General features: G+C 66.0%; 19 protein-coding genes. 10 read left to right on the top strand and 9 right to left on the bottom strand.

The window, feature by feature from the left end; genetic code table 11:
* Positions 1–12 precede the first annotated feature (12 nt).
* Genes OHA70_RS17535 through OHA70_RS17550 form a run of 4 tightly spaced genes read left to right on the top strand, consistent with a single transcriptional unit; the run spans position 13 to position 4871 of the window.
* Entirely contained in the window at positions 13–1395 is a 1383-nt protein-coding gene (locus tag OHA70_RS17535) for an ABC transporter substrate-binding protein (protein WP_328333816.1), read from the top strand.
* Positions 1395–2324: a carbohydrate ABC transporter permease gene (locus OHA70_RS17540; RefSeq protein WP_328333818.1), complete on the top strand. Its 930-nt coding sequence runs from the start codon at positions 1395–1397 to the stop codon at positions 2322–2324. Before OHA70_RS17535 ends, OHA70_RS17540 begins: the two co-directional genes overlap by 1 nt.
* On the top strand, positions 2321–3298 hold the full coding sequence (locus OHA70_RS17545; protein ID WP_328333820.1) for a carbohydrate ABC transporter permease: 978 nt from the start codon (positions 2321–2323) through the stop codon (positions 3296–3298). The genes OHA70_RS17540 and OHA70_RS17545 overlap by 4 nt, the downstream gene beginning before the upstream one ends.
* A gap of 28 nt (positions 3299–3326) precedes the next feature.
* Complete coding sequence (locus OHA70_RS17550; protein WP_328333822.1) at positions 3327–4871, top strand: glycoside hydrolase family 13 protein; 1545 nt, start codon at positions 3327–3329, stop codon at positions 4869–4871.
* A gap of 50 nt (positions 4872–4921) precedes the next feature.
* Here OHA70_RS17550 and OHA70_RS17555 read toward each other — a convergent pair whose 3' ends face one another.
* From OHA70_RS17555 to OHA70_RS17585, 7 genes are all read right to left on the bottom strand, one after another.
* The gene (locus OHA70_RS17555; protein WP_328333824.1) at positions 4922–6232 is read right to left on the bottom strand and encodes a type II toxin-antitoxin system HipA family toxin; all 1311 of its coding nucleotides are present in this window, start codon (positions 6230–6232) and stop codon (positions 4922–4924) included.
* Positions 6225–6512 (bottom strand): helix-turn-helix domain-containing protein, encoded by a 288-nt coding sequence (locus tag OHA70_RS17560; protein ID WP_328333826.1) that lies wholly within the window; start codon positions 6510–6512, stop codon positions 6225–6227. The genes OHA70_RS17555 and OHA70_RS17560 overlap by 8 nt, the downstream gene beginning before the upstream one ends.
* A 118-nt stretch (positions 6513–6630) precedes the next feature.
* Positions 6631–8865 (bottom strand): heavy metal translocating P-type ATPase, encoded by a 2235-nt coding sequence (locus tag OHA70_RS17565; RefSeq protein WP_328333828.1) that lies wholly within the window; start codon positions 8863–8865, stop codon positions 6631–6633.
* Positions 8862–9743, bottom strand: coding sequence for a hypothetical protein (locus OHA70_RS17570; RefSeq protein WP_328333830.1), 882 nt, complete (start codon positions 9741–9743; stop codon positions 8862–8864). The genes OHA70_RS17565 and OHA70_RS17570 overlap by 4 nt, the downstream gene beginning before the upstream one ends.
* Positions 9740–9970: a heavy-metal-associated domain-containing protein gene (locus OHA70_RS17575; RefSeq protein WP_328333832.1), complete on the bottom strand. Its 231-nt coding sequence runs from the start codon at positions 9968–9970 to the stop codon at positions 9740–9742. Before OHA70_RS17575 ends, OHA70_RS17570 begins: the two co-directional genes overlap by 4 nt.
* 35 nt (positions 9971–10005) lie before the next feature.
* Positions 10006–10314, bottom strand: a complete 309-nt coding sequence (locus OHA70_RS17580; RefSeq protein WP_442913893.1) for a metal-sensitive transcriptional regulator — start codon at positions 10312–10314, stop codon at positions 10006–10008.
* A gap of 116 nt (positions 10315–10430) precedes the next feature.
* Positions 10431–10901, bottom strand: coding sequence for a nuclear transport factor 2 family protein (locus tag OHA70_RS17585; protein WP_328333834.1), 471 nt, complete (start codon positions 10899–10901; stop codon positions 10431–10433).
* 81 nt (positions 10902–10982) lie between these two features.
* On the opposite strand from OHA70_RS17585, the gene OHA70_RS17590 reads away from it, so the two are divergent.
* The 4 genes from OHA70_RS17590 (at position 10983) to OHA70_RS17605 (ending at position 14574) form a co-directional block, all read left to right on the top strand.
* Entirely contained in the window at positions 10983–11552 is a 570-nt protein-coding gene (locus OHA70_RS17590) for an RNA polymerase sigma factor (RefSeq protein WP_328333836.1), read from the top strand.
* A complete protein-coding gene (locus tag OHA70_RS17595) occupies positions 11545–12591 on the top strand; it encodes a CU044_5270 family protein (protein ID WP_328333838.1) in 1047 nt (348 codons plus the stop codon). Before OHA70_RS17590 ends, OHA70_RS17595 begins: the two co-directional genes overlap by 8 nt.
* Before the next feature lie 67 nt (positions 12592–12658).
* Positions 12659–13591 carry an ATP-binding cassette domain-containing protein gene (locus tag OHA70_RS17600; RefSeq protein ID WP_328333840.1) on the top strand — a complete coding sequence of 311 codons (933 nt, stop codon included), beginning with the start codon at positions 12659–12661 and terminating at the stop codon, positions 13589–13591.
* Entirely contained in the window at positions 13588–14574 is a 987-nt protein-coding gene (locus tag OHA70_RS17605) for an ABC transporter permease subunit (RefSeq protein WP_328333842.1), read from the top strand. Before OHA70_RS17600 ends, OHA70_RS17605 begins: the two co-directional genes overlap by 4 nt.
* On the opposite strand, the gene OHA70_RS17610 is transcribed toward OHA70_RS17605, so the two are convergent.
* On the bottom strand, positions 14571–17012 hold the full coding sequence (locus tag OHA70_RS17610; RefSeq protein ID WP_328333845.1) for a YfhO family protein: 2442 nt from the start codon (positions 17010–17012) through the stop codon (positions 14571–14573). The genes OHA70_RS17605 and OHA70_RS17610 overlap by 4 nt on opposite strands.
* Before the next feature lie 66 nt (positions 17013–17078).
* Here OHA70_RS17610 and OHA70_RS17615 point away from each other — a divergent pair, with 66 nt between their 5' ends.
* Positions 17079–18086, top strand: a complete 1008-nt coding sequence (locus OHA70_RS17615; RefSeq protein ID WP_328333847.1) for a glycosyltransferase family 2 protein — start codon at positions 17079–17081, stop codon at positions 18084–18086.
* A gap of 48 nt (positions 18087–18134) precedes the next feature.
* Here the strand turns inward: OHA70_RS17615 and OHA70_RS17620 are convergent, their stop codons facing one another.
* The gene (locus OHA70_RS17620; RefSeq protein WP_328333849.1) at positions 18135–19214 is read right to left on the bottom strand and encodes an ABC transporter ATP-binding protein; all 1080 of its coding nucleotides are present in this window, start codon (positions 19212–19214) and stop codon (positions 18135–18137) included.
* Between the two features lie 223 nt (positions 19215–19437).
* On the opposite strand from OHA70_RS17620, the gene OHA70_RS17625 reads away from it, so the two are divergent.
* The gene (locus OHA70_RS17625; RefSeq protein WP_328333851.1) at positions 19438–20460 is read left to right on the top strand and encodes a LacI family DNA-binding transcriptional regulator; all 1023 of its coding nucleotides are present in this window, start codon (positions 19438–19440) and stop codon (positions 20458–20460) included.
* Positions 20461–20824: the final 364 nt, after the last annotated feature.

Raw genomic sequence — 20824 nt, forward strand, 5'->3', positions numbered from 1 at the left:
AAGGGCACATCGATGAGGACAACGAGCCACCGCAAGGCGCTCAGCCTGTTGCTCGTGGCAGGGCTCGGCCTAGCCGCCGCGTCCTGTGGATCCGGGGACGACAACAAGCCGGCCGCCCAGGGGTCCGGCGACGCGAACGCTCCCGTGACCATCACCGTGGGATGCCAGCCGCCGAAGAGCAACCCGAAGGAACGCGCCGGGTGGGACGAGGACGTCGCGGCGTTCCAGAAGCTGCACCCGAACATCACCATCCAGAGCAAGGACGCGTTCCCCTGCATCAACCCGGACACCTTCCAGGCGAAGCTGGCCGGCGGTACCCAGGAGGACGTGTTCTACGTCTACTACACCGATGTCCAGAAGATCATCAAGGCCAAGCAGGCCGCGGACATCAGCCAGTACATCGGTGACGTGAAGGAGCTCAAGGACATCCGCCCCGACGTCCAGAGCGTCTTCAAGGACGGCGACAAGAGCTACGGCCTGCCGCGCAACAACTACAACATGGGCCTGGTCTACAACCGCAAGCTCTTCACCCAGGCGGGGCTGAACCCGGACTCGCCGCCGAAGACCTGGTCCGAGGTCCAGGACGCGGCCAAGAAGATCGCCGGTCTCGGCGCGGGCTACACGGGCTTTGGTGAGTACAGCGCGGGCAACACCGGCGGTTGGCACTTCGCCGCCTCGCTGTACGCCCGGGGTGGCTCGATGGTGAGCGACGACGGCAAGACCGCCGCGTTCAACAGCGACGAGGGCAAGGCCGTCCTGGAGAACCTGAAGAAGATGCGCTGGGACGACAACAGCATGGGCACCAAGCAGCTGCTGCAGTGGGAAGACCTGATGCGGATGATGGGCTCCGGCAAGCTCGGCATGATGATCGGCGCGCCGGACGTGGTCCAGTCGGTCAACAACGACTTCCAGGGCGAGTTCGACGACTACGGTGTCACGGCCGTACCGGAGTCCGACGGCAAGTCCTCGCTCAGCGGCGGTGACGGGTACATGTTCAACCCGAAGGCGACGCCGGAGAAGATCAAGGCCGGCCTGCTCTGGCTGCAGTTCCACGAGCTGACGCCGGGCCAGGGCCAGTTCAACTACGAGCGGGCCAAGGCCCAGGGCCGCCCGGTCGGGCTGCCGATCCCGGACCTGTACGGCACCACCGCGCCGGGCAAGGAAATCGTTGCCCTCCGCAAGCAGTTCGCCACCGTGCCGGTCGACCACTTCACCCCGTATGTCGACGCGCAGGCCAACATCACCAACAAGCTCGAGCCGCCGAAGGCGCAGGAGCTGTACGCCGTACTGGATGTCGCGATGTCCGCGGTGCTGACGCGTAAGGACGCCGACGTCAGCAAGCTGCTCTCGGACGCCGAGGGCAAGGCCAACAAGATTCTCGCCAAGAACACCTGATGGCAGTACTGACCGCGAAGCCGCCGGTGCGCCGTTCCCTTCCCCAGGGAGCGGCGCGCCGCGCGGTGGGCAGGAACCTCACGGCGTACGGGTTCCTCTGCGGGGCACTGATCTGTTTCGCCTTCTTCTCCTGGTACCCGATGATCCGCGAGATCGTCCTGAGCTTCCAGGAGAACAACTTCGTCGATCCCGCCAAGTGGGTCGGCTTCGACAACTTCCGGACCGTGATCGAGGATCCGGCCTTCCGGTCCGCGTGGCTGAACACGGCGGCTTTCAGCGGTCTCGCGCTGATCGTCGGCTACGCGATCCCGTTCGTGCTCGCGGTGGTGCTGAACGAGCTCAAGCACGCGCGGGCCTACCTGCGGTTCGTCGTCTACCTGCCGGTGATGCTGCCGCCGGCCGTCGGCGTGCTGCTGTTCAAGTGGTTCTACGATCCGGGCGCGGGCCTGTTCAACCAGATCCTCGACGTCTTCGGCATCCCGCCGCTGAGCTGGCTCGATTCCTCCAGTACTGCGCTGATCTCGCTCGTCCTGGTCTCCACCTGGATGAACCTCGGCACCGGCACGCTGATCTACCTCGCTGCGCTGCAGAGCATCCCGGGTGAGCTCTACGAGTCCGCGGAGCTCGACGGCGCCGGGCTGTTCAAGCGGGTCTGGCACGTGACGATCCCGCAGACCAAACTCATCCTGCTGGTGATGCTGCTGCTCCAGGTGGTGGCGACCATGCAGGTCTTCATCGAGCCCTACCTGCTGACCGGTGGCGGCCCCGAGAACGCGACCGTCACGGTGGCCTACCTGATGTACCAGTACGCCTTCAACTTCGGCGACTTCGGTGGCGGTGGCGCGCTCGGCCTGATGCTGATGGTGGTCCTGATGGTCTTCTCGACGATCTACCTGCGCGTCTCGCGCGACAACGAGGGTGCCCGATGACAACCACGCTGCAACCGCAACAGGTGCTGGAGGCAACGACCCCGGCACCCGCTCCGCGCGGTACGAGGAGAAAGAAGAAGAAGGACAAGGGCGGCGGGTACGAGACCAGGAGCCTGGTGTCGCCGCTGGCGTTGCGGTCCGTGCGCGGCAAGATGACGTACTGGACCGTACTGGTCGTCGTGGTGATCGGCTTCACGCTCGCCTTCGTCTTCCCACTCTACTGGATGGTGACCGGCGCGCTGAAGTCACCGGAGGAGATCGCCCAGATCCCGCCGAGCTTCTTCCCAAAGCACTTCGACTGGCATGTCTACGCCGATGCCTGGAACCAGCTGCAGCTCGGCGTCTTCCTCAAGAACACGGCCCTGTACGCCGGTGGCGCGTGGCTGTTCACGTTGGCGGTCGACGTCACCGCCGCGTACGCGTTGTCGAAGCTGCGGCCCTTCTTCGGCAAGCTGATCCTGGCGCTGATGCTGGCCACCTTGATGATCCCGCCGATGGTGCTGCTGCTGCCGACGTACCTGGTCGCCAAGGATGTCCCGCTGTTCCACGTCAGCCTGCTCAACACGCCCTGGGCGATCTGGTTGCCGGCGGCCGCGAACGGGTTCTTCATCTTCCTGCTCAAGCGGTTCTTCGACTCGATCCCGCGCGAGCTGCTGGAGGCGGCCGAGATCGACGGCGCCTCACCGATGCGGATCCTGTGGTCGATCGTGCTGCCGGTGTCGCGGCCGATCCTCGGCGTGGTCTCGATCCTGTCGGTGGTGACGGTCTGGAAGGACTTCGTCTGGCCGCTGCTGGTACTGCCGGAGACGGACAAGATGTCGATCAGCGTCGGGATCGCGTCGCTGTCCGCGCAGATGCCGCAGAACGTGCTGATCGCGTCCCTGGTGATCGCGTCGCTGCCGACGATCCTGGTCTTCTTCGTGTTCCAGCGCAGCATCATGGCGGGCCTCACCGCCGGAAGCCTCAAAGGCTGATCCCCTCCCAACCTTCTAAGGAGACGCAATGTCGGACACATGGTGGCGCGGAGCCGCGATCTACCAGGTCTACCTGCGCAGCTTTGCCGATGGCAACGGTGACGGGATCGGCGATCTCGCGGGGCTGCGGGCGAAGCTGCCGTACCTCGCCGAGCTCGGTGTCGACGCGATCTGGCTGAACCCGTGGTACCCGTCGCCGATGGCCGACGGCGGCTATGACGTGGCCGACTACCGCGCGATCGACCCGAGCTTCGGCACCCTGGCGGAGGCCGAGGCGTACATCGACGAGGCGCACGCGCTGGGGATCCGGACCATCATCGACATCGTGCCGAACCACGGCTCGGACCAGCAGGACTGGTTCGTCCAGGCGCTCGCGGCCGGCCCCGGATCGGTGGAGCGCGAGCGGTTTCTGTTCCGGGACGGGCGGGACGGCGGCCTGCCGCCGAACGACTGGCAGTCGATCTTCAACGGGCCGGCCTGGACCCAGGTCGCGGACGGGCAGTGGTACCTGCATCTGTTCGCGCCCGAGCAGCCGGACTTCAACTGGCGCAACCCAGAGGTGGTGGACGAGTACCACGCGATCCTGCGGTTCTGGCTGGACCGTGGGGTGGACGGGATCCGGATCGACAGCGCGGCGGTGCTCTTCAAGGACCTGGACAGCGTCGAGGAGTCGTACACCGATCACGACGAGGTGCACGATGTGTACCGCGGCTGGCGGCAGATCACCGATGAGTACGAAGGCCGCTTCCTGGTCGGCGAGATGTGGATGCCGGACCAGGAACGCTTCGCCCTGTACCTCCGCCCCGACGAGATGCAGACCGCCTTCAACTTCGACTTCCTCTCGCGCCCCTGGGATGCAGCCGAACTCCGTGCGTCGATCGACCTGACCCTGACCACCCACGTCCCGATCGGAGCACCTCCCACCTGGGTGCTCTCGAACCACGACGTCACCCGCCCGGTCACGAAGTACGGCCGCCCCGACACGTCCTTCTCCCACCAAGACCGCAAACACGGCATGGAGACCGACCCAGTCCTAGGCGAACGCCGAGCCCGAGCCGCGGCCTTGCTGGCGATGGCCCTCCCCGGCAGCCTGTACGTCTACCAAGGCGAAGAGTTGGGCCTCCCGGAGGTCGAGGACCTCCCCGAACACCTCCTCCAGGACCCTCTCTGGGAGCGCTCGGGTGGCACCGACCGAGGCCGCGACGGCTGCCGAGTCCCCATCCCCTGGTCCGGCAAAGAACCCCCCTTCGGCTTCGGCGCCGGCACCCCCTGGCTCCCACAACCAGCCGACTGGAAAAACCTGACCGTCGAATCCCAGCAAGCCGACCAGAACTCCATGCTCGCCCTCTACCGCAACGGCCTGAAAATCCGCCGTACTGCGCTAGGCGACGGCACCCTCACCTGGCTCGACTCCGCCCCCGGCGTCCTAGCCTTCACCCGCGAGACGCTCACCTGCATCACCAACCTGACCGCAGACCCCATCGCGTTGCCCACCCACTCCGAACTCCTCCTGACCAGCAACCCACTGGAGGAAGGCAAACTCCCCCCAGACACCACCGCCTGGCTCCGCTGACCCACCCCGCGTGAGCGCCAGGGCCACAGACCTGGTGCTCCGCGGGGTTCTCAGCGGTCAAGCGGCGCGACGTCCAGTTGTCCCCAGCGGTCACGACGTCCTTCTACCTGAGCGGTGACCAGCTCCGCGATCCAACTGGCCCGGCCCTTCAAAGGTGCGGGAATGCCGGACTCGGCTGCTGCTTGATGGAAGGCTGCGGGAGTCCGCGAGCGGATCGACCGCATCCGGGTAACAGACTCGTCCCTCGTCAGACCGAGCCGCTTGCCCACGGCTATCCAATCCTGCTCGGAGACGCCGGCCATCTCCCACGTCGTACCGATCTTCATAGCGGACCTCAGACCTCGACTGTGTTCGTACGGCAAGTAGGAGGCCACGTCATACAAGGGTGCGAGTCGGACGCTCCGTGAGCTCAAGAGGAGTGAGAAGTTCTTCGCGTGGGCGTCTGTCGCCGCAATCGCGACATTGAACACCAGATAGTCGAACAGGGTTTGCAGATTGGTCCGGCGGTGCATGACGAGGCTGCGGCTGGCGAGGAGATCGCCGAGTTGGTCAGGGCCCGGTCCGCCGTCGGACTGATACTTCTTGCTCGGCGAGATCGAGAGCGCCTGGCAGAAATCTTCCTGGTGCAGCCGTCGCCATCTACCGTCGGAGCCCTGGTGACGGTCGTACCTGTGCGAGATGAGCACCTCGTATCTGTCACCGGCCAGCAGTTCGGTCGCAGCCGCCGGCAGCCCACACAGTTGCGCCGCCCTCAGACAAAGATGCTCGTTGAGATGATGGCCCTGGAAGTCCGGCATCGACGGCTTGAGGATATGCGTCGTCGGTGTCGAGTCGCAGGGAACTCCCCATCGTCCCTCGGACGATCGGAACAGCGCGATCTTGCTCTGCGCGCCGGCCAGGCTCCAGCGGCCCGCGTGCCTTCCGGGATCCCAGCTCTCCGGATTCTGTGCCAGATCGGCCAGCGTCTCCTCCATCGCTTCGGCAGTGAGCCAATCGATGTCGCCTTGCTGGTTGGCTGCATCGCTGGAGGCGATCTCCTCGGGAAGTACCTGAACTGCTCCAGCGGCATCTCTTCCGATCTGCCGCAAGAGAGCGAAGGGATTGTTGGCCGACACTCCGTACTTCCGGCCGAGCCGCTGAAGGGCCGCCTCGCTGTCCGGCAAAAGACCTGAGATGAACGCGTGTACTTGCTTGTGCGAGTGGTTCTTTGTTGCTTTAGGCATCGACAGTGACAGGGGAGTCGTCGTCGGGTCCTCTTGGTACTGGCCGTCGTAGGCGAAAGACAGACGTCCTTGCGCGCTCTGCTGGAGCGTTCCGGTCATCACGCCATCGAGGTAGACGACCAACCGATCCTCAGCCATTGTCGGACTCGCCGCTGAGATGGGAGAAGAGCTGGTCCCAGGTTGCCTCAGTCTGATCGCCGGCTTCGGGAGGTTGGGGTCCGGTGGCGAGTGCAAGACCTGCAGCGGCCAGGACATCGAGCACCAACTGAACCTCTAGCCGAGGGTGCCCCTGTTCGAGGCGAACCAGCCAGTCGCGCGAAACCCCCGCCCGACGAGCTAGTTCAGCCTGGGTCAGGCCCTGATGCGACCGCGCCTCGCGGACGGCCGCGCCAAGGTCCCTGACTGTATGGACCTGCATGACCGCCTCCTGGGGGTCGCCGATGCAATGTCGTAGTACGGCAACATTATCAAATGTCGTCGTACTGCCACAATATGTAATGTCCTAGTACGGCGACAGTCCGCTGGTGGATCGAGGCTTAGCTCGACGGCGTGAGCGGCTGGAAGCGCCTTAGTCGGAGGCTGTTCGTGACCACGAAGACTGAGCTGAAGGCCATCGCGGCGCCGGCGAGCATCGGGTTGAGCAGGCCGGCGGCTGCCAATGGGAGTCCTGCGACGTTGTAGGCGAAGGCCCAGAAGAGGTTGCCCTTGATGGTTCGGAGGGTGGTTCGGGAGAGGCGGATGGCGTCGGCTGCCGAGCGGAGGTCGCCTCGGACCAGTGTCAGATCGCTCGCCTCGATGGCGACATCCGTGCCCGTGCCCATCGACAGCCCCAGATCGGCCTGGGCGAGCGCGGCTGCGTCGTTCACACCGTCGCCGACCATCGCGACCGAGCGGCCCTCCGCCTGGAGTTTCTTGATCACGTCGACCTTGCCGGCCGGGAGTACCTCCGCGATCACCTCGTCGATGCCGACCTCGGCGGCCACCTTCTGCGCCACCGCCTCGTTGTCGCCGGTGAGCAGTACAGGCCGCAACCCAAGCGCCTTCAACTGCCGGATCGCCTCGGCCGAGCTCGGCTTCACCGTGTCCGCGACAACTAGAACCGCACGCGCCTTGCCGTCCCAGCCGACAGCGACGGCAGTACTGCCCTCAGCCTCGGCGTGCTCTTTAGCGTGTGCCAAAGCAGACGGCAGGTGCTGGCTCCACTCCTCCAGCAACCGCGTCCGCCCGACCAGCACCGCATGCCCGTCGACGATGCCCTGTACGCCGAGCCCCGCCACATTCCCAAAATCCTCAACAGCCGCGAGCTTGCCCACCTCATCGGCAGCCCCACGCGCGATCGCCTGCGCAATCGGGTGCTCGCTCGAATGCTCGAGCGCCCCCGCCAACCGCAGTACCTCCGCCCGCTCCTCACCGTCAGCCAGCAGCACGTCGACCAGCGCCATCCGCCCGGTCGTCACCGTCCCCGTCTTGTCCAGTACGACGGTGTCCACCCGATGCGTCGACTCCAGCACCTCAGGCCCCTTGATCAGGATCCCCAGCTGAGCCCCACGCCCGGTACCGACCATCAACGCAGTCGGAGTCGCCAGCCCCAGCGCACAAGGGCAAGCAATGATCAGTACTGCGACCGCAGCCGTGAACGCCACCTCGACCGGCGACCCGTTCCCCAGCCAGAACCCCAACGTGGCCAGCGAAAGCCCGATCACGATCGGCACGAACACCCCGGAGATCCGGTCGGCCAACCGCTGAACAGCAGCCTTCCCGTTCTGAGCGTCCTCCACCAACCGCGCCATCTGCGCCAGCTGGGTATCCGCCCCAACCCGAGTAGCCCGTACTGCGAGCCGCCCGCCGGCGTTAACCGTCGCGCCGACAACAGCATCGCCTTCACCAACCTCGACCGGCACCGACTCGCCAGTCAACATCGACGCATCCACAGCGCTCGACCCAGTGACGATCACTCCATCGGTAGCGATCTTCTCACCCGGCCGCACCACGAACTCGTTGCCCACAGCAAGTTGATCCGCCGGGATCCGGACCTCGGCCCCATCCCGAAGTACAGCGACGTCCTTGGCCCCCAACTCCAGCAAGGCCTTCAGTGCGGCGCCCGACCGTCGCTTCGCGCGAGCCTCGAAGTACCGCCCGGCGAGGATGAACGTCGTCACCCCGGCAGCGACCTCGAGATAAATCTCCTCCGCCCCACTACCCCGCGACGGGATCAACGTGAACGGCATCTTCATCCCCGGCAACCCCGCCTCGCCGAGGAACAACGCGTACAGCGACCAGATGAAAGAACTCAGCACCCCAACGGAGATCAAGGTGTCCATCGTCGCGGCCCCATGCCGCAGATTCGTCCAAGCCGCCTTGTGGAACGGCCATGCCGCCCACGTCACCACCGGCGTGGCCAGCGTCAGCGAAGCCCATTGCCAGTAGTTGAACTGCAACGCCGGAATCATGCCCAAGGCAATCACTGGTACGGCGAGCGCGATGCTGGCGAACAACCGCTCCCGCAACGGCCGCAGCTCGTCGACCGGTTCAGGGCCTTCGGCAACAGGGGGAGTGGGCAACGAGGCGGTGTAGCCGGTCGCCTCGACGGTCGCGACGAGATCGTCGGTGCTGATGCCCTCGGCAAACGTCACCTTCGCCTTCTCGGTGGCGTAGTTGACGGTCGCGCTGACGCCTTCCATCCGGTTGAGCTTCTTCTCGACCCGGTTGGCGCAGGAGGCGCACGTCATGCCACCGATGAGGAGCTCGACGGAGTTGTCCGATGTGGTCATCGCGGAACCTCCACGGTGAACTCGGCGGTCCGTACCTTGCCCGCGTGCTGGAAGTCGAGGAACAGGCTGTACGTCCCAGCCGTCGGGAAGGTCGTCCCAAACCCGACCTCCGGCCCACTCTCGGATGTAGACGGATGCGTGTGCAGGTAGGCGAGATCGCCGTCGCGCAACGACACCAGATGCCCGAAGGCCCCGAGATACGGCTGCAGGTCAGTGACCGGCTTGCCGGCCTTGCTGATGCTGAAGGTCAACGACGACTCCTTGCCGGCTACCGGCGTACCGGCCAGCGTGATGTCGTACCCATTGACCGAGTAGACGCTCGCCGCCTCCTTCAGCGGCACCGGGACGTAGAGCCCGGAAACGTTGACATCGGCACCTAAAGTCAGCTTCTCGCCGAGCGCCGTCGGCTGGAAGTCCGTGAAGATCCGCCACTGCCCACCCGCGGTGAACGTGAACGGAATGCTCCACGTCCCATCCGCGGCGCGCGTCGGATGCACATGATGGAACCCGGACAGATCCCGCCGCACAACGATCAGATGCAGATCCTTCTCATGCGTCTTCGTGTACTGCGTAACCGGCTTGCCGTCCGGCCCTTCGATGGTGAAGGCCAGCGTCTGCGGCTTGCCAGGCTGGAAGAAGGTGCTCCGAGGTACCAATGTGTAGCCCGACTGGGAGACCGCGAGCCCAGGCGGTTGAGCCGTATTCTCTGAAGGCATCCCGCTCATACCGTCGCCACCGCCGCCGTGCGAGTCAGCGGCGGGAGCCGGGCCGGCTGCCGCGACCGGGTCGACCACGGAGCCGAGTGCGAACGCGGCGCCGAACGCCAGCGCCAATGCACCAGCAAACGCGCCGAGCCGGACCGCGACAGCCCTGGTCATGCGCCTGCGCCAGATGCGGCCAGCTCGTAGCCCGCCTCGTCGACGGCCTCGCGCACGGCGGCGTCGTCCAGTGCGGCCTCGCTCGTCACGTGCACGGCGGAGGTACCGCCCGCGTTGAGGTCGATCTTGACCTCCTGGACGCCCGGCAGCTTGCCGAGCTCCTCGGTGACGGCGGCGCTGCAGTGGCCGCAGGTCATCCCGTTGACGGAGTACGTGGTGGTGGTCATAGCGGTGCTCCTAGCTTGAAAGATCTATCGAGGGTTCAGCTGCGGACGAGCCGGGCGATCGCGTCGGAGGCCTCGCGGACCTTCTCCTCCGCCTCCACCCCGCCCCGCTGCGCGGCCTCGACCACGCAATGCGAGAGGTGCTCGTCGAGCAGTTCGAGGGAGAAGGACTGCAGCGCCTTGGTGGCCGCCGAGACCTGGGTGAGGATGTCGATGCAGTACTTGTCCTCCTCGACCATCCGCTGCAGGCCGCGGACCTGGCCCTCGATCCGGCGCAGCCGCTTCAGGTGGCTGGTCTTCTCCGAGGTGTATCCGTGCACGTGCTCGGCGTTCTCTTCGGTGGTCATGGCGGTCCTCTTCTCCCAACTGCTACCCCTGCGGGGTATGTCGACAGGCAAAAAAGTACCCCCTATGGGTATCCAATGCAAGTCCGCACCGGATACCCATAGGGGGTAACTACAAACTAGAGCCCCAGCTCGGTCAACCCAGGATAATCGTCAGGCCGCACACCGGGCGCATCCCAGTGGAGCAACCGGTCGCTCTCAGAGATCGCCTGGTCGTTGATGCTCGCCCGCCGCACCCGCATCAGCCCGTTCTCGTCGAACTCCCAGTTCTCGTTGCCGTGCGACCGGTACCACTGGCCGGCCGCGTCATGGCTCTCATAGACGAACCGCACCGCGATCCGGTCGCCCGTGAACGCCCACAACTCCTTGATCAGCCGGTAGTCCAGCTCGCGCGCCCACTTCTGAGTCAGAAACTCGACCACTTCGTCCCGCCCGTTGACGAAGGTGTCCCGATTCCGCCAGTACGTGTCCGGTGTGTACGCGAGCGAAACAGCCGCCGGATCCTGCTTGTTCCAAGCGTTCTCCGCGGCCCGGACCTTCTGGATCGCAGTCTCCGCGGTGAACGGGGGCAACGGTGGTCGAGCATTCACGAGCACTCCTCGATGGTGGACTGTATCCATTCAATCTTGTACCAGCGTGAACGCCGAAGACCCCTCCGGGCAACCAGAATCATGAAAGCGATCCGTTACGACAGCCCGGAGGCTGACATCGGCACAGATGGGGGACCCGAGCTGGAGTTCGGTCAGCTCTTCGACGCCTATGCTGCCCCGCTGCACCGGTACCTCGCCCGCCGGGTCGGCCCGGACCATGCCCACGACCTGGTCAGCGAGACCTTCCTCGCCGCCTACAAACAACGCCAGACCTACGACCCCGCTACGGCCGCGGTCCGCAGCTGGCTCTACGGCATCGCGACCAACCTCGCCCGGCGCCACGTCCGCCAGGAAGTCCGGGGTCTCCGGGCAACAGCCCGCGCCGACAACACGCCGTACCAGCCCTCGCATGACGGGATGGTCGCGGACCGCGTGGACGCCCAGGCAATGGCTCGCCAAATCGCCCCGGCGATTGCGGAATTGTCCGACGGTGACCGCGACGTCCTGTTCCTGACCTCGTGGGCCGAGCTGACGACCGTCGAGGTTGCCGACGCGTTAGGCATCCCGGTCGGCACCGTGCGATCTCGCCTGCATCGCATCCGTCGCCACCTTCGCACCACCATCGCTCTGGAGGCGATCCACCATGACTGACGACAAGCTGATCGACCTGTGGTCCGAGGACGAGCTCGACCGTGCCCTCGGCGCCCTGCACGACGACGTACCGACCGACGACACTCGGCTCGAGGCCTCCCGCGCCACGTTTCTGGCGACCATCGATCGTCCCGTACGCCGTAAGCGCCGACGCTGGACATATGCGCTGACAGCGGCCGCCGCCGTCACCACCCTTGTAGTCGGCGGCTTCCTGGTCACCACCAACTCACCCGGCGGCACCGCCGAGGCGAAGGCTGCCCTCAACTCCGCCGCCGACCACGTGGTTGCCAAGGACCCGGTGATCCCACCCGGCAAGTACCGCTACCGGGTCAGCCACGGCTGGGTGATGGGCATGACCGAGACCACCCCGAACCACGCTGTGACCTATCTCGAAGAGCAACTCACCGAGACCTGGATCCCGGCCGACCGCACCCAGGAATGGATGCAGCGCAGCACCTCCACCGGCAAGCGGAAGCTGGCCCAGGGCACCCAGCAAGAGCTGGACGCGGTGAACAAAATGATGAACGACAACACGCCGCCGGAGGTCCTCCGTGCCAAATGCGGTGACTTCTACCTCGACGCAGGACAGCAGCCCTGCACGCGAGCGGGCGGCTGGCAGGACCCAACGCCGGAATGGGCGGCGGGCCTACCGACCGACCCGAAGGCTCTGTACAAGCGGCTCAAGAAGGATGCGCCGCGCAACAGTCGGGGCGAGACCGAGTTGCTCGTCTACGCCGCCGACGCGCTCCGGACAGGCCAGGTCCCGGCCGACGTACGGTCCGCGTTGTACCGGGCCCTGGGCAACCTCGATCACCTCGAGGTGTCGGACCGCGCCGCCAACCTGGACGGCAAGGTCGGCATCGCGTACGGCAGCGACGACGGCAAGGAACGCCAGGAGATCATCATCGATCCGCGGACCGGCGACTACATCGGTGAGCGCCAGGTCGTCACCAGCGGCAAGCAGCGTGGTCAGGTGGTCGGTTTCAGCTCGGTCGCCATGAGCATTGTCGATCGGATCGGAACCCGTCCCACCCGCTGAGCAACAAACCCGGCGAGGTGGACGTCATCCTCTGCAAGGATGTGGGTTTCCGAGGGAGAGGGGCGGCATGCCTGAGCTGGCTGTTCGCACACAGGCGCTGCGGAAGACGTACCGGACCCGGCGGGGCAAGCGGGTCGTCGCGGTGCAGGGGCTCGATCTGGAGGTCCCTATCGGCGGCGTGCACGGCTTCCTCGGGCCGAACGGCTCGGGCAAGACGACCTCGATCCGGATGCTGCTCGGGCTGGTCCGGGCCGACGCCGGCACGATGACCGTGTTCGATCAGGTGGTACCGGACCGGCTGCCCGACGTCGTCGGGCGGATCGGCGCGATCGTCGAGTCGCCGAAGTTCTTTCCCGCGTTCACCGGGCGGAAGAACCTCGAACTGCTCGCCGACGCGATCGGTGCGCCGCGCAAGCGGGTCGGCGAGGTGCTCGAGGAGACCTCGCTGAACGAACGCGGCAAGGACCGGTTCAAGACCTACTCGCTCGGTATGAAGCAGCGGCTCGCGATCGCCGCCACGCTCCTCAAAGAGCCTGACCTGCTGATCTTCGACGAGCCGACCAACGGCCTCGACCCGGCCGGTATCCGGGAGATCCGCGAGACGATGCGCGGGCTGGGGGCGCAGGGCCGGACGGTCCTGGTCAGCAGCCACATCCTGGCCGAGGTCGAGCAGGTCGCGGACACCGTCTCGATCATCGGCCACGGCCGGTTGCTTGCCTCCGGCACCGTCGCCGAGGTGATCGGCGGCAGCGGCAAGTCCACCGTGAAGATCCGGGTGGACCAGCTGGACCGGGCCGCCTCGATCCTGACCACCTCCGGCCTGACGGTACGGGCCGAAGGCAACTATCTCTTCGTCGACGGCGCCGAGCACTCGGCCGAGGTGACGAGGCGCCTGGCCCAGCAGGAGTTGTACGTGTCCGAGCTGATCCCGGTCCGCGCGGACCTGGAGTCCGTCTTCCTCGAGCTGACCGCCGACGAGGGTCTGGGAGGCGACCAGTGATCCGCCTGACCGGAGTCGAACTCCGCCGGCTGGCGTCGCGCCGGCTCGCGATCATCGGCGTCGCCGCCGTACTGATCATCACCGCGTTCCTGTTGTTCGCCACCTGGCGTGATTCCCGGCCGTTGTCGGCGGCCGAGCAACAGCAGAACCAGGTCTACTTCGAGCAGGCGCAGAAGGACTGGGAGCTGCACGGCGAGCAGTACCAGAAGGACTGCGAAGCCTCGTACGCCTCGACGCCCGACCCGAAGCCCGCCTTGAAGGACTTCTGCCCGGGACCGCCGACGCTCGAGCAGTTCGGCAAGCCGAAGAACGTCTTCTCCGAGCTGATGCCAAAGCTGCTGCAGGGGCTGTCGTACCTGCTGGTGGCGATGGCCTTCCTGATCGGCGCCAGCTTCCTCGGCGCCGAGTTCAGCAGCGGGGCGATCAGCAACTGGCTGACCTTCGAACCCCGCCGGATGCGCGTCTACGGCAGCAAGCTCGCCGGCGCCGCGATCGGCCTGGCTCCGGTGGCGGTCGTGATCACCGCCATCATGGTGTTCGGCACGTACCTGATCATCGACCGGCTCGGCATCACCGCCGGTACGACGGGCAAGGTCTGGGGCAACCTGGCCGAGACGTCCGGCCGGATCGTGCTGGTGACGGCGGTGGGTGCCGCGCTCGGTGGCGCTGTCGGTCTGCTGCTGCGGCACACCGCGGCCGCGATCGGTGTCGTGATGGCGTACCTGGTACTGGTCGAAGGCGTGTTCGGCGGCTTCCTGACCCAGGTGCAACCGTGGCTGATCCGGCTCAACTTCGACGCCTTCGTGCTGCACGGCACGTCGTACTACGTGGAGAAGTGCAGCAGCGGCTCGGACGGCAGCTACAACTGCCAGTCGATCGAGAAACACCTGTCCTTCGAGCACGGCGCCTGGTACCTGAGCATCGCCACTGTCGTGCTGATCGCGCTCGGCGCGCTGGTCTTCCGCCGCCGCGACGTCAACTAGGCAGCGTTCTTCCGCCGCCGTCGGAGCAGGGACAGCAGCGCAAGACCACCGGTGATGAGGATGGACCCACCGGCGGCCGCCAGGCCGAGATCCAGGCCTGGCGGCCGGAAGCCGCAGTGGATCTTCTGGCTGGGCCCGGGCAGTTGCACGGCGATGAGCCCGCCGAACTCGCCCGCGTCCGATGCCTTGCCGCCGTCGACCGAGCAACGCCAGCCCTCGGTCCGCGGCACCGCGACCACCGCAAGCCCTGTACTACCAGGCTTCAGCGTCGCGTCGATCGAATGCCCGCCCGCCTTGACCTCAGTGGCGCCGGCCGCGCGATTAGCGGCGACAGCCTTGGCCAGCTTGGCTTCGTCAAGGCAACCGATCGCCCCCGTCACCGGCAGCGGATACGGCGATACGAGGATCTTGAGCTCGATAACGGCCAGCCCGTTCGCCGGCGTCTTGCCCACGTCCAGCACCGCGCTGCTCGTGTTGCTGCCCGGCCGCTTGGTGGCGATCAGGTTCCGCCACTCGCTGTCCGCGCCGATCCGCGCCTGCCCACCAGTGCGCGGCAGGCTCAGATACACAGTCGACCCAACCGGGCACGAGGCCGTCAACGTAACCAGGCCGGGCCCGACCCGACGCCCCCGGTACTTCGGTACGTCATACACCTGCGCGCCCAGAAGCCGTTCCTGGTAAGCGAAAACGCTGTCCGGCTCGGGCGCTCCGTCGGCCGGCTTGGGCCGGACCGTGACGAGTGGCGGCACGTCAGCGCGCTTGATCGTCCCGTCCTTCAGCCGGGCGCCGATGGAGAAGATCGCATCGGTCACCGGATTGTCGAGCTCCACCGACGCACGCCCGTACCCCTGCCAGCCGAAGCCGAGATTGGTCAGCGTGTGGCTCAGACTCGCGGGCAGCAGGCTGCTGTAGTACCCGGGTCCCTGGCCGCCGAGCAGCAGCGGATCGTTCGGCGTCAGGAACGTACCGGGATCGGTCCGGTACTGCGGCCAGCCGTTCGCCGCCTTGACCTTGCCGGCCAGGTCGGTCTGCTCAGCACCCCACGCCACCGCGGAGGCCTGGAGCACCTTGTTGCGCTCCTGGTCGACCACGATGGCTGTCCACGCCAGCTCAACGCCGATCGCGCCGATGACCAGCACAGCGGCGATCGGCGCGACCAGCCGCGCCTGCCCGAAGTACCGGATAGCCAGCAGCACAGCGATCAGCAGGCCGCCCGAGCAGCTCAGCACGATGATGCTGCCGTTGGTCAGCAAGGGGCTGTGCTGGGTGCAGATCGCCAGGGTGACGACGAGGGCCGTGCCGCCGAGCAATGCGATCCAGCTCGGTGTGCGGTCGGCGACCGAGAACCAGGCAGCGATGACGAGGATCGCGCAGAGGACGAAGCCCTCTCGGTACTGGCTTCCGTTCGGGGTGTCGAAGCCGTGCCAGACGTCGTGCGTCGGCGTCCACAGGAACGAGGCGCCGACAAGTACGGCCAGTACGGTCCAGGTGATCCGGGTGACGGCTCGGACCGACCCGTTGAACGGTAGCGTCGCAGCCAGCAGTAGGGCCGCCGTACCGACGTACAGGCCGGCGCTGCGGGAGACGCCTTCGCTCAGTGGCAGGAGTCGCGAGAAGAAGCTCTCCAGCGAGACGGGGACGAAGTGGCCGGATGGCGAGGGCGCGGCGAGAGCGTTGGTCTTGAAGACCGGGATCAGGACCGGCGTCGAGAGGGCCAGGCCGAGAATCATCGTGAGGGCGTGCCGCAGCAGGCCGCGCAGGCGTTCGGCCCAGCTGAGCTCGCTGGTCAGCACACGGGCGATCAGGATCAGGCTGGCCGCGATCGTCGCCATGTAAGCGGTGTAGAAGTTGGACACCCAGAACAAGCCGACCACGAGGACGCTCAGGATCCGGTGCTTGCCCTTCAGCGACCACTCGCCGACCAGACACAGCATCGGCAGCGCGATCAGCCCGTCGAGCCACATCGGCACGTAGGCGGCATCGTCGATCGCCCACCCACACAGCCCGTACGACGCGCCGAGCACCGCAGCAAGCCACCACGGACCGGGTCGCATCCGCCGCAGCAGAGCGGCCATTGCAGCGGCCGCCAATGCAAGTTTGAGCGTGGTGATGACGAAGACCGCGAGATCGATGTCATCGCGGGGGAACAGCACCACCAGGAACGACAGCGGACTGCCGAGAACGACCCCGAAGTCGGCGAGGAACCCGACCCCGAACGCGCTCTGCCAGTTGAACAGCAGGTCGCCCTGGGCGTTGCCCGTAAGGACATCCCACAGGTGCGCGTAGAACGGAATGTACTGCACGCCGAGGTCATTGGTACTGCGTGAAGCGTCCCCGAACGGGAAGGTGCCACGGAACATCCCCGCGACCATGAAGCCGGCAGCCGCGACCGCTCCCGCGACCCACGCCTCCGGCGCCGGGATTCTTGCCTTCGGCATCGCGCTCCCCTCTACCGCGCGCCAGGCTACACTCCTGGCCAGGTCGAGGATCTCTCCTGGAGTGCAATGCGGTTGACGCTGGTGGTTCCCTGTTTCAACGAGGCCGACGTGATCGCCCGGTTCCACGAGGCCGTCAGCCGGGAGCTGACGGGGACCCACGAACCGTACGAGATCATCTACGTCGACGACGGCAGCAAGGACGGCACGCTCGACGCGGTGATCGAGATCGCGACGGCCGACCCGGCTGTGCGGTACCTGTCCTTCAGCCGGAACTTCGGCAAGGAGGCCGCGATGCTGGCCGGGCTGCGGCACGCCGGCGGCGACGCGGTGATCCTGATGGACGCGGATCTGCAGCACCCGCCGGAGCTGATCGGGCGGATGCTCGAGCTGCACACCAAGGGTTTCGACCAGGTGATCGCGCGGCGTACCAGGGCCGGCGATCCGGCGACCAGGACGCTGCTCGCCCGATCGTATTACTGGCTGATCAATCGCTGGGCGGACGTCGAACTGATGGACGGTGTCGGCGACTTCCGGCTGATCTCGCGGCGCGCGGTCGACGGGCTGCTGAAGCTGGAGGAGAACAACCGGTTCTCCAAGGGGCTGTTCGCCTGGATCGGGTTCGACTCGATCATCTTCGAGTACGAGAACGTCCAGCGCGAGGGCGGCGGGCGGAGCCGGTGGTCGTTCCGCAAGCTGTTCGAGTACGGGCTGGACGGGCTGCTGTCGTTCAACAACAAGCCGCTGCGGGCGGCGATCTACGTCGGCATGCTGCTCACCACGGTCGCGGTCCTCTATGCGATCTGGGTGATCGTGGTGGCGGCGACGCAGGGCGTGGAGATGCCGGGGTACGTCACGCTGATCGCGGCGATCACCGGGCTGGGCGGGTTGCAGATGGTGATGCTCGGGGTGATCGGCGAGTACATCGGGCGGATCTACTACGAGTCCAAGCAGCGGCCGCATTACCTGGTCAAGGAGAGCAACCTGACCCCGCCCGGCGTCGTACTGGGTGGGGCGAGCACTTCGACGTACAGGCTGCACAGCCGTACCGACGAAGTACGGCTTGATCGAGAGTGAAAAACGGCCCCGGGGTTGAACCCCGGGGCCGTTCTACTGTTGCTGCTGTCAGGCGGTGAGACGCTCTTCGGTCGAAGCCGAGAACAGGTGCAGCTTGTCGGTCTGCGCCTCGAGGTGGATCAGCGAGCCCTTCTCGACGTTCATCCGGGCGCCGATCTTGGCCACGATCTGCTGGTGGTTGCCGTCGTGCTCGGCGGTGCCGTAGAGGAACGCGTCAGCGCCGAGCTCCTCGATCACGGCCACCTTCACCGGCAGGCCGTTGTCGGAGACCTTGAAGGCCTCCGGGCGGACGCCGATCGACACGGTCTTGTCGTTGCCGGCCTTGGCCAGGATGGCGCGCTCGACCGGGATCGTGTAGTCGCCGACCTTGACGCCGCCGTCGACCAGGTCGCCGGTCAGCAGGTTCATCGCGGGCGAGCCGATGAAGCCGGCCACGAACAGGTTCTTCGGGTTGTCGTACAGGTTCAGCGGGGTGTCGACCTGCTGGAGCAGACCGTCCTTGAGCACCGCGACCCGGTCGCCCATCGTCATGGCCTCGACCTGGTCGTGGGTGACGTAGACGGTGGTGACGCCGAGACGCTGCTGCAGCTCGGCGATCTGGGTGCGGGTCTGGACCCGAAGCTTGGCGTCGAGGTTCGACAGCGGCTCGTCCATCAGGAAGACCTGCGGGTTACGCACGATGGCGCGGCCCATGGCGACGCGCTGACGCTGACCACCGGAGAGTGCCTTCGGCTTGCGGTCGAGGTACTCCTCGAGGCCGAGCAGCTTGGCGGCCTCCTGGACCCGCTTGGCGCGGTCCTCCTTGGAGACACCCTGCATCTTCAGCGCGAAGCCCATGTTGTCCGCGACCGACATGTGCGGGTACAGGGCGTAGTTCTGGAACACCATCGCGATGTCCCGCTCTTTCGGCGGGCGGTGGGTGACATCGCGGTCGCCGATGTAGATGGAACCCTCGTTGACCTCTTCGAGGCCCGCGAGCATCCGCAGCGAGGTGGACTTGCCGCAACCGGACGGGCCGACGAGGACCATGAACTCGCCGTCCTCGATCTCGAGGTTGAGCTTGTCGACGGCGGGCGTCTCAGAACCGGGGTAGACCCGGGTCGCCGCCTTGAACGAGACAGTAGCCATGACTGTGTACCTTCCTTCACCGGCAGGAACGTGCCGGACGATCCGAGTAAAGGCCCCCAGGCGGGGGTGCGCCCATCCTCACCTGCGGGCCAGCTCCTGACAAGGTGCAGGGTGTGTGACGTGTCCGGTTTGTTCACTTGGTGGACACTTCCGCGCAGACCCGGTCTGCAATTTCTTGCAGCTTCTTGCTGCAAGATGATTGACCGGTGGGTAAGGTGCCGCCGTGAGCAGTAGAGCGAGGCTGGCGGACATCGCGGTCAAGGCCGGCGTCAGCGAGGCGACGGTGTCCCGGGTCCTGAACGGCAAACCGGGCGTCGCGGACGAGACCAGACAGGCGGTACTGACCGCCCTCGACGTCCTCGGCTTCGAACGCCCGACCCGGCTGCGCCGCCGCTCGGCCGGCCTGATCGGGCTGGTGATGCCGGAACTGATCAACCCGATCTTCCCTGCCTTCGCCCAGGTGATCGAGTCGGCGCTGTCCCAACGCGGCTTCACCCCGGTGCTGTGCACGCAGTCCCCGTCGGGCGCGACCGAGGAGGAGTACGTCGAGATGCTGCTCGAACGCGGCGTCTCCGGCATCATCTTCGTCTCCGGCCTGCACGCGGACACCGGCGCCGACCACGCCCGCTACCAGTCCCTGGTCGACCGCAATCTCCCCGTCGTCTTCGTCAACGGCTGGCTCCCCGGCGTGGAGGCTCCATTCGTGTCCTCGGACGAGTACGCCGCGATGGAGCTGGCCGTCTCCCATTTGGTTGCCCTAGGCCACCGCCGCATCGGCTTCGCCTCCGGCCCTGAACGCTTCATCGTCGTCCAACGCAAGCTGGCCGGCTACCGCACCGCCATGAAAGCCCAACTGGGCCTGACCGATGCTGATCTGGGTGACCTCGTCCAACTCAGCATGTTCGGCGTAGAAGGCGGCCAAGCCGCAGCCCAACGCCTCCTGGACGCAGGCGTCAGCGCGATCGTCTGCGGCTCCGACATGATGGCCCTAGGCGCAATCCGAGCCACCCGCCAACGCGGCCTCGCAGTCCCCACCGACATCTCAGTAGTCGGCTACGACGACGCCCCCATGATGGAGTTCACCGACCCCCCGATGACCACGGTCCGCCAACCCGTCCAAGCGATGGGCCTGGCCGCAGTACAAGCCCTCCTGGAAGAAGTCCGCGGCCACACCACCCCCCACACCGAGTTCCTCTTCCGCCCAGAACTAGTAGTCCGCAACACCACCGGCCCCCACCACCAGTAGTAGGCGAAGCGCAAGAGCAACAACAAGTACAACAGCAAGAGCAAGAGCAAGAGCAAGAGAAAGAGCAAGAGCAAAGAGCAAGAGCAAAGAGCAAGAGCAAAGAGCAAGAGCAAAGAGCAAGAGCAAGAGCAAGAGCAAAGAGCAAGAGCAAAGAGCAAGAGCAAAGAGCAAGAGCAAGAGCAAGAGCAAAGAGCAAAGAGCAAAGAGCAAAGAGCAAAGAGCAAAGAGCAAAGAGCAAAGAGCAAAGAGCAAAGAGCAAAGAACAAGAGCAAAGAACAAGAGCAAAGAACAAGAGCAAAGAACAAGAGCAAAGAACAAGAGCAAAGAACAAGGATAATAGTGCGCCGCCCGACCTGTGGTCGGC

The sequence above is a fragment of the Kribbella sp. NBC_00382 genome (assembly GCF_036067295.1).
GTDB lineage: Bacteria > Actinomycetota > Actinomycetes > Propionibacteriales > Kribbellaceae > Kribbella.